This window comes from Nocardioides sp., assembly GCF_004803405.1.
Classification (GTDB): domain Bacteria; phylum Actinomycetota; class Actinomycetes; order Propionibacteriales; family Nocardioidaceae; genus Nocardioides; species Nocardioides vastitatis.
Genome location: NZ_SSXI01000170.1, coordinates 1 through 7,913, shown reverse-complemented (window position 1 = coordinate 7,913; position 7,913 = coordinate 1). Strand labels below are relative to the sequence as shown.

General features: G+C 70.4%; 9 protein-coding genes. 4 read left to right on the top strand and 5 right to left on the bottom strand.

Going from position 1 to position 7,913, the window contains the following annotated elements:
• Window positions 1-231 precede the first annotated feature (231 nt).
• Complete coding sequence (locus E7Z54_RS12140) at window positions 232-684, top strand: MaoC family dehydratase (protein ID WP_136434032.1); 453 nt, start codon at window positions 232-234, stop codon at window positions 682-684.
• A gap of 34 nt (window positions 685-718) precedes the next feature.
• Here the strand turns inward: E7Z54_RS12140 and E7Z54_RS12135 are convergent, their stop codons facing one another.
• Window positions 719-1,360 carry a DsbA family oxidoreductase gene (locus tag E7Z54_RS12135; RefSeq protein ID WP_136434030.1) on the bottom strand — a complete coding sequence of 214 codons (642 nt, stop codon included), beginning with the start codon at window positions 1,358-1,360 and terminating at the stop codon, window positions 719-721.
• Between the two features lie 130 nt (window positions 1,361-1,490).
• Between E7Z54_RS12135 and E7Z54_RS12130 the strand changes: the two genes are divergently transcribed.
• The 3 genes from E7Z54_RS12130 (at window position 1,491) to E7Z54_RS12120 (ending at window position 3,737) form a co-directional block, all read left to right on the top strand.
• Window positions 1,491-2,408 (top strand): ABC transporter ATP-binding protein, encoded by a 918-nt coding sequence (locus E7Z54_RS12130; RefSeq protein ID WP_136434028.1) that lies wholly within the window; start codon window positions 1,491-1,493, stop codon window positions 2,406-2,408.
• The gene (locus E7Z54_RS12125) at window positions 2,405-3,214 is read left to right on the top strand and encodes an ABC transporter permease subunit (RefSeq protein ID WP_136434027.1); all 810 of its coding nucleotides are present in this window, start codon (window positions 2,405-2,407) and stop codon (window positions 3,212-3,214) included. The genes E7Z54_RS12130 and E7Z54_RS12125 overlap by 4 nt, the downstream gene beginning before the upstream one ends.
• An 88-nt stretch (window positions 3,215-3,302) precedes the next feature.
• Window positions 3,303-3,737, top strand: coding sequence for an EamA family transporter (locus tag E7Z54_RS12120; RefSeq protein WP_136434025.1), 435 nt, complete (start codon window positions 3,303-3,305; stop codon window positions 3,735-3,737).
• Window positions 3,738-3,794: 57 nt separating this feature from the next.
• Here the strand turns inward: E7Z54_RS12120 and ilvC are convergent, their stop codons facing one another.
• The 4 genes from ilvC to E7Z54_RS12100 all read right to left on the bottom strand — a co-directional run.
• Entirely contained in the window at window positions 3,795-4,820 is a 1,026-nt protein-coding gene (gene ilvC, locus E7Z54_RS12115) for a ketol-acid reductoisomerase (protein WP_136434023.1), read from the bottom strand.
• Between the two features lie 50 nt (window positions 4,821-4,870).
• A complete protein-coding gene (gene ilvN, locus E7Z54_RS12110) occupies window positions 4,871-5,407 on the bottom strand; it encodes an acetolactate synthase small subunit (RefSeq protein ID WP_136434021.1) in 537 nt (178 codons plus the stop codon).
• A gap of 28 nt (window positions 5,408-5,435) precedes the next feature.
• Window positions 5,436-7,196 carry an acetolactate synthase large subunit gene (locus tag E7Z54_RS12105; protein WP_136434019.1) on the bottom strand — a complete coding sequence of 587 codons (1,761 nt, stop codon included), beginning with the start codon at window positions 7,194-7,196 and terminating at the stop codon, window positions 5,436-5,438.
• A 241-nt stretch (window positions 7,197-7,437) separates the two neighbouring features.
• Window positions 7,438-7,913, bottom strand: a 476-nt coding sequence (locus tag E7Z54_RS12100; RefSeq protein ID WP_136434017.1) for a CHAD domain-containing protein, incomplete at its 5' end; no start/stop codon positions are given.

Here is a 7,913-nt window from a genome sequence, read left to right as displayed (position 1 = left end):
CACCGCGCGCGGGACCGTGCTCGTCCTCGCCGCCACGACCGCCCTGTGGCTGGTCGCGGTGGCCGCCGCGGATCGGGTCGTCGTACCTCCGGTGGTGCTGGGCGCCGCGATGCTGGCGGTCGCGGCGATGCCGCTCCTGGCCGTCCGCCGTTGAGTCGCGACTGCCGCCGGCCGGCCGGGATCGCTAGGGTCGACCACCGGACCTTTCCTCACGCGACCAAGGAGTCAGGCATGCGGGTCTTCACCACGTTCGAGGAGGTCGCCGAGGCCGCCGGCACCGACCTCGGCACCAGCGACTGGGTCACGATCGACCAGCGGCGGGTCAACCAGTTCGCCGACGCGACCGGCGACCACCAGTGGATCCACGTGGACCTCGAGCGGGCGAAGCAGGGACCGTTCGGCGGCACCATCGCCCACGGCTACCTGACGCTGTCCCTGCTGCCGTGGCTGGGGAGCCAGGTGTTCACGCTGCGCACGCCCGGCGCCAAGCTCAACTACGGCCTGAACAAGGTGCGCTTCCCCAACCCGCTGCTGGTCGGCCGACGGATCCGGCTGCACGTGCACCTCGCCGAGGTCAGCGACATCCCGAAGGGCAAGCAGCTGGTGGTGCGGCACACGGTGGAGATCGAGGACGAGCAGAAGCCCGCCTGCGTCGCCGAGACGGTCGTGCTGCTGCTCCCCTGAGTCCAGCGCCGAGTCCGGGGTCGCTACCGGGACCTCAGCCCTCCCGGGTCGACCAGGCCTGCTCGAGTGCCTGCGCGAACAGCTCGGTCGGCTGCGCGCCGGAGATGCCGAAGCGGCCGTCGACGACGTAGAACGGCACTCCCGAGGAGCCGTAGGCGCGGGCCTGGGCCACGTCCTCCAGCACCGCGTCCCGGTAGTCGCTGCCGGCCAAGACCCGGTCCACCTCTGCGGCGTCGAGACCCGTTGCCGCGGCCGCTCGGCGGAGCACGTCATGGTCGCCCAGCGACTCGGCGCGGGTGAAGTAAGCGGCGAGCAGCTCCTCGAGCAGCTCGTGCTGGAGGTCCCTCTCCTTGGCGAGGTGCAGCAGCCGGTGCGCGGTCAGGGTCCGGGCGTGGATCGCCTCGGCGTGCGCGAACTGCAGACCCTCGGCGGCGGCGACCTCGTCGGCCCGCGCCATCATCGACCGGGTGCCGGCCTCGTCGGCGCCGAACTTGCGGCCGAGCACCTGCACCGTGGTCTCGGTACCGACCTCAGGCGCGAACGGGTCGAGCTCGTAGGAGCGGTAGACAACCTCGACCTGGTCACGGTGCTCGAAGCCCTCCAGGGCGCGCTCCAGGCGCCGCTTCCCGATGTAGCACCACGGACACACGACGTCGGCCCATATCTCGATACGCACGGGGAGCCCAACGCCACGCGCCCCCGGTTGCTTCCCGGCCCTCCCCTGAGCGGTCTCAGGGTCGGACCAGGGACGGGTCAAGGGTTGTGCCGGAAGCCACGAGACGCCCGCTGCCGACAGGCTTCGGACCATGATCACAGTCCACTCCCTCACCAAGAAGTACGGCGGGTTCACCGCCGTCGACGACGTGTCGTTCACCGCGCACCCGGGACGGGTCACCGGCTTCCTCGGTCCCAACGGTGCCGGCAAGTCGACCACCATGCGGATCATGGTCGGACTCACCGACCCGGGTTCGGGCGACGCGCGGATCCTGGGCCACCGGTTCGCCGACCTCCCCGACCCCGGCCGCGAGGTCGGCGTCCTGCTGGACGCGTCCGCGCAGCACGCAGGGCGCACCGGCCGGGAGATCCTGACCATCGCCGCCAGGACCATGGGCCTTCCGCGCACCCGCGTCGACGCGATGCTGGAGAGGGTCAGCCTGACGCCGGAGGAGGCCGGCCGCCGGGTCCGCAACTACTCCCTCGGCATGCGCCAGCGCCTCGGTATCGCCACCGCCCTGCTGGGTGACCCGGAGGTGCTGATCCTCGACGAGCCGGCCAACGGCCTCGACCCTGCCGGCATCCGGTGGATGCGCGACCTGCTCCGCGGGTTCGCCGACGACGGCGGCACGGTGCTCCTGTCGTCGCATCTGCTCCACGAGATCGAGGTCATCGCCGACGACCTCGTCGTGATCGGCAACGGCCGGATCGTCGCGCACGGCACCAAGGACGAGCTGCTCGCCGGCGCCGGGACCCTGGTCCGTGCCGCGCACGGCCCCACGCTCGCCGCCGCGCTGCACGCCGACGGCATCACCGCCACCGCGACCACCGGCGGCGCCGTGCTCGCCGAGGCCGACCTCGCCCACGTGGGCCGGGTCGCGTTCGAGGCCGGCATCCCCCTGATCGAGCTCCGGCCGGCCGACGGTGCCGGCCTGGAGGAGATGTTCCTCGCGTTGACCGCTGAGAGCCAGCGCGACAGTGCCATCGAGTTGGAAGGAGCCGTGGCATGACCGCCACCACCCTCGACGCCGTTCCCGCCGCCAGTGCCCGGACCCGACCCACGCCCGCGCCGATCCCGTTCCGCCGGGTGCTGGAGGTCGAGCTGCGCAAGATGTTCGACACCCGCTCCGGCTTCTGGCTGATGGCCAGCATCGTCATCGCCTCCGCCATCGCCACCGTCGTGACGGTCACCCTCGGAGACCGGGGCAGCCTGACGTTCGACTCGTTCGCCGCGTCGGTCGGCAGCCCGATGTCGATCGTGCTGCCGATCATCGGAGTGCTGGCGGTCACCAGCGAGTGGAGCCAGCGCACCGCGTTGACCACGTTCACCCTGGTGCCCGGCCGAGGTCGCGTGATCTTGGCCAAGCTGGTCAACGTGCTCATGGTCGGCGTCGTCTCCATGCTGATCGCGCTCGGCGTCGGCGCACTGGGCAACCTGGTGAACGCGGCCATCACCGGGGACGACCCGGTCTGGGACATCGCGGCCAGCACGTTCGCGCAGATCGTCCTGGCCAACGAGCTCGGCATGCTGCTGGGCTTCGCCCTGGGCCTGCTGATGCGCAGCTCTCCCGCCGCCATCGTGGGGTACTTCGTGGTGAACCTCGTCCTGCCCGGACTGTCCGGCGCACTCGCCGCCTCCCAGGAGTGGTGGGCGGACAACGCCGGATGGTTCGACATCAACCAGACCCGGTTCCTGCTGTTCGACAGCACGCTGACCGGTCAGGAGTGGACCCAGCTCGCCGTCACCTCGCTGATCTGGATCGGCCTGCCGTTCGCCATCGGCCTGCGCCTGGTGATGCGGTCCGAGGTCAAGTAGCAGCAACCCGCGGACCCGCTACCGTCGTACGTCCCGCAGGCCCCATGCCTGCGGGACGTACGACGTCGTGCGCTCGGAAGGACGGATCGTGGACCTGACCTCGGCTTGGTGGTTCTGGGCGCTGCTGTCGGCCGCGTTCGCCGCGCTGACGGCGATCTTCGCGAAGGTGGGCGTCCGCGACGTCGACTCCGACGTGGCCACGTTCATTCGCACCGTCGTCATCCTCGCCACGCTCGGGATGATCCTGCTGGCGCTGGGCAAGCTGCACTCGCCCGGCGAGCTGAGCGTCAGGACGTGGGTCTTCCTGGTGCTCTCCGGCCTGGCGACCGGCGCCTCCTGGATCTGCTACTTCCGCGCGCTGAAGATCGGCGAGGCGTCGCTGGTGGCGCCGGTCGACAAGCTGAGCGTGGTGCTCGTCGCCCTGTTCGGCGTCACCCTGCTGGGCGAGCGGCTCTCCGGGCTGCAGTGGGTGGGCGTGGCGATGGTCGGCGGCGGCGCCGTGCTGCTGGCGCTGAGCGCCTAGCCCCTGGACGCAGAAGCGCCCCCGGCCTGGTGCAGGCCGGGGGCGTTCCGCGTCAGGTCAGCGCGCGGCCGAGCCCTCGGTGTAGTCGTCGTCGGCCTGCTTCCAGGCGAACTGCGCGCGCAGCGTCTTGCCGGTCGCCTCGATCGGGTGGCCGGCCTCCTGCTCGCGGAGCTTGAGGAACTCGGTGGCGCCGTTGTCCTGGTCGTCGATGAACCGCTGGGCGAACGCGCCGCTCTGGATGTCGGCGAGGACCGCCTTCATCGACTCCTTGACCTCCGGGGTCACCACGCGGGGACCGGAGACGTAGTCGCCGTACTCCGCGGTGTCGGAGATCGACCAGCGCTGCTTGGCGATGCCGCCCTCCCACATCAGGTCGACGATCAGCTTGAGCTCGTGGAGCACCTCGAAGTAGGCGATCTCCGGCTGGTAGCCCGCCTCGGTGAGGGTCTCGAAGCCCGCCTGCACGAGGTGGGACATGCCGCCGCAGAGGACCGCCTGCTCGCCGAACAGATCGGTCTCGGTCTCCTCGGTGAAGGTGGTCTTGATGACGCCGGCGCGGGTGCCGCCGATCGCCTTCGCGTAGGACTTCGCGATGTCCCACGCCTGACCGGAGGCGTCCTGCTCGACCGCGATGATGTCCGGGATGCCACGGCCGGCGATGTACTCGCGCCGCACGGTGTGGCCCGGAGCCTTGGGGGCGACGAGGATGACGTCGACACCGGCGGGCGGCTGGATGTAGCCGAAGCGGATGTTGAAGCCGTGGCCGAAGACCAGCGTGTCGCCCTCGGCGAGGTGCGGCTCGATCGACTCCTTGTAGAGGTGGCGCTGCACCTGGTCGGGGGCCAGCACGACGATGACGTCGGCCTCCTCCACGGCCTCGGCGGGCGTCACCACGCGGAGGCCCTCCTCCTGCGCCTTGGGACGGCTCTTCGAGCCCTCGGGGAGACCGACGCGGACGTCCACGCCGGAGTCGCGGAGGTTCAGCGCATGGGCGTGGCCCTGGCTGCCGTAACCGATGACCGCGACGTGCTTGCCCTGGATGAGGGACAGGTCGGCGTCGTCGTCGTAGAACATCTCAGCCACTGGTGGCAACTCCTTGTTGTCGGGTTGGTGGGGATCTAAGTCTGGCGTGGTCAGCCGGCGGGCGGCGCGACGGGTACGGCGATCGGCTTGCTGCGCTCGGAGATGGACCGCGGGCCACGGCCGATCGCCACCATCCCGGACTGCACCAGCTCGCGGATCCCGAACGGCTCGAGCACCCGCAGGAAGTCGCCGATCTTGTCGACGTTCCCGACGATCTGCATCGTGATCGCGTCCGAGGAGACGTCGATGACCTTGGCCCGGAACAGCTGGACCACGTCGAGGACCTGGCTGCGGTTGTCGGCGGTGGCGCCGACCTTGACCAGGACCAGCTCCCGGTTGACCGAGGAGTTCGGGTCGAGCTCGACGATCTTGATCACCTCGACCAGCTTGTTCAGCTGCTTGGTGACCTGTTCGAGCGGCGAGGACTCGACGTTGACGACGATGGTCATCCGCGAGATCTCGGGATGCTCGGTCGGTCCTACGGCGAGCGACTCGATGTTGAAGCCGCGTCGGCTGAAGAGCCCGGCGATCCGGGCCAGGACGCCGGGCTTGTCCTCGACCAGGACGGACAGGGTGTGCTTGGCCATCAGATCCTCCGGTTCCCGCACGCTGCGATCACAGGTCGTCCTCGTCGAACTGGGGCGCGAGGTCGCGCGCGTACTTGATCTCGTCGTTGCTCGTGCCTGCGGCGACCATCGGCCACACCATCGCGTCCCGGTGCACCCGGAAGTCGACGACGACGGGCACGTCGTTGATCTCCATCGCCTTCTGGATGGTGGCGTCCACGTCCCCGGGCGACTCGCAGGCGAGGCCGACGCAGCCGTAGGCGTCGGCGAGCTTCACGAAGTCGGGGATCCGCTTCGAGTGCAGGTCGGTGTTGGAGTAGCGCTCGTTGTAGAACAGCGTCTGCCACTGGCGGACCATGCCGAGCGACTCGTTGTTGATCACCGCCACCTTGATCGGGATGTCGTTGATCGCGCAGGTGGCGAGCTCCTGGTTGGTCATCTGGAAGCAGCCGTCGCCGTCGATGGCCCACACCGTCTGGTCGGGCATCGCGACCTTCGCACCCATGGCGGCGGGGACGGCGTAGCCCATGGTGCCCAGGCCGCCGGAGTTGAGCCAGGTGTTGGGCCGCTCGTAGCGGACGAAGTGCGCTGCCCACATCTGGTGCTGGCCGACACCCGCGGTGTAGATCGTCTCCGGGCCGGAGAGCAGGCCGAGCCGCTCGATGACGTACTGCGGCGCGAGCGCGCCGCCCGCCGGCGTCTCGTAGCCGAGCGGGTACTGCTTCTTGACCCCGGCACAGAAGGCCACCCAGCCCTCGTAGTCACCGGAGTTGCCGGCGTCGTACTCGGTGCGGATCGTGGTGATCAGGTCGATCAGCACCTCGCGCACGTCGCCCACGATCGGGACGTCGGCGTGACGGTTCTTGCCGATCTCCGCGGGGTCGATGTCGGCGTGGATGACCTTCGCACCAGGGGCGAACGAGTCGAGGTTGCCGGTGACCCGGTCGTCGAAGCGGGCCCCGAGACTGACGATCAGGTCGCTCTTCTGCAGCGCGGCCACGGCCGCGACCGTGCCGTGCATGCCCGGCATGCCGAGGTGCTGGGGGTGGCTGTCGGGGAACGCGCCACGCGCCATCAGCGTGGTGACCACCGGGATGCCGGTCAGCTCCGCGAGGATCATCAGCTCCTTCGACGCACCGGAGCGGATCGTGCCGCCGCCGACGTAGAGGACCGGCTTGCGGGACTCGAGCAGCAGCCGTGCCGCCTCGCGGATCTGCTTGGCGTGCGGACGGGTCACCGGGCGGTAGCCGGGCAGGTTCAGCTCGCGGGGCCAGTCGAAGGTGGTGCTGGCCTGCAGCGCGGACTTCGCGACGTCGACGAGGACCGGACCGGGACGGCCGGTCGAGGCGAGGTGGAACGCCTCGGCGATCTTGGTCGGGATCTCGGCGGGGTCGGTGACCAGGAAGTTGTGCTTGGTGATCGGCATCGTGATGCCGCGGATGTCCGCCTCCTGGAAGGCGTCGGTGCCGATCATCGCGGCGCCGACCTGGCCGGTGACGGCGACCATCGGGACCGAGTCCATGTGGGCGTCGGCGAGCGGGGTGACCAGGTTGGTGGCGCCCGGCCCGGACGTCGCCATGCACACGCCCACCCGGCCGGACGCGGCCGCGTAGCCCTGGGCGGCGTGGCCGGCGCCCTGCTCGTGGCGGACCAGGATGTGGCGGATGCTGCTGTCCATGAGCGGGTCGTAGGCCGGGAGGATCGCGCCGCCCGGAATGCCGAAGATGTCGGTCACCCCGGCCGCCTCCAGCGACCGGACCAGGCTCTGTGCTCCGGTGATGGTGTCGCCCGAGCCCTGCTGCTCAGTCATCCGAGTCGTTCCTTGTCTCTGTGTCGACCTGTGGGGTGGTCCGCCGTCGTACTCAACAAAAAACCCCTCGGTTGCTGGGCAACGAGGGGTGGACGCGCGGTGGGCTTCGTCTGGCGACGTGGCTCAGCCGGCGCGTCCGGTGCGTACGAGAAGCTGCTGGCGCATGGGACCACCGTACGCCGTCGCACGTCGTGCCGTCGAACAAGTGTCGCACGGCGTCCCAGATGGCAAGACGGCCGTCTCATGGATGGCGGGCATCTCGGAGTTCGAGGACCGCTTGCACGAGACCCCCGATCGCCTGCCGCGCCTCGCGCTCGGCGTGGGCCACCAACTGGAGGTACGGCGCCGGATCGGCCACGTCGGCCGCGTGCTCGCGGACGTGGTCGGCCAGCAGCAGCGCGTCGCGGTGGTCCCCGAGCATCCCCTGGATCCGCTGCCCCAGCCCACCCACGGTGGGCGCCCAGCCCGCCAGGGTCGACGCCGGAGGTCGGCTCACGGCGTCGGCGGCGTGTCGGAGCCGGCGCGCGGCCTTGCGGACCTCGTGCGCCTCGTCGACGTGGTCCGGGTCGTCGAGATGGTGGGTCGCCGCGAGCACCCGCTCCACCTGCCTGCGCACGGCCTTCGTCGCGACCTTCTCCGCCGGTCGCCGGGCTCGGTCGGTGAGCGGCGGCGCGACCGACCACGTCGCTAGCAGCGCGTCCAGCGCCGCGACGTCCG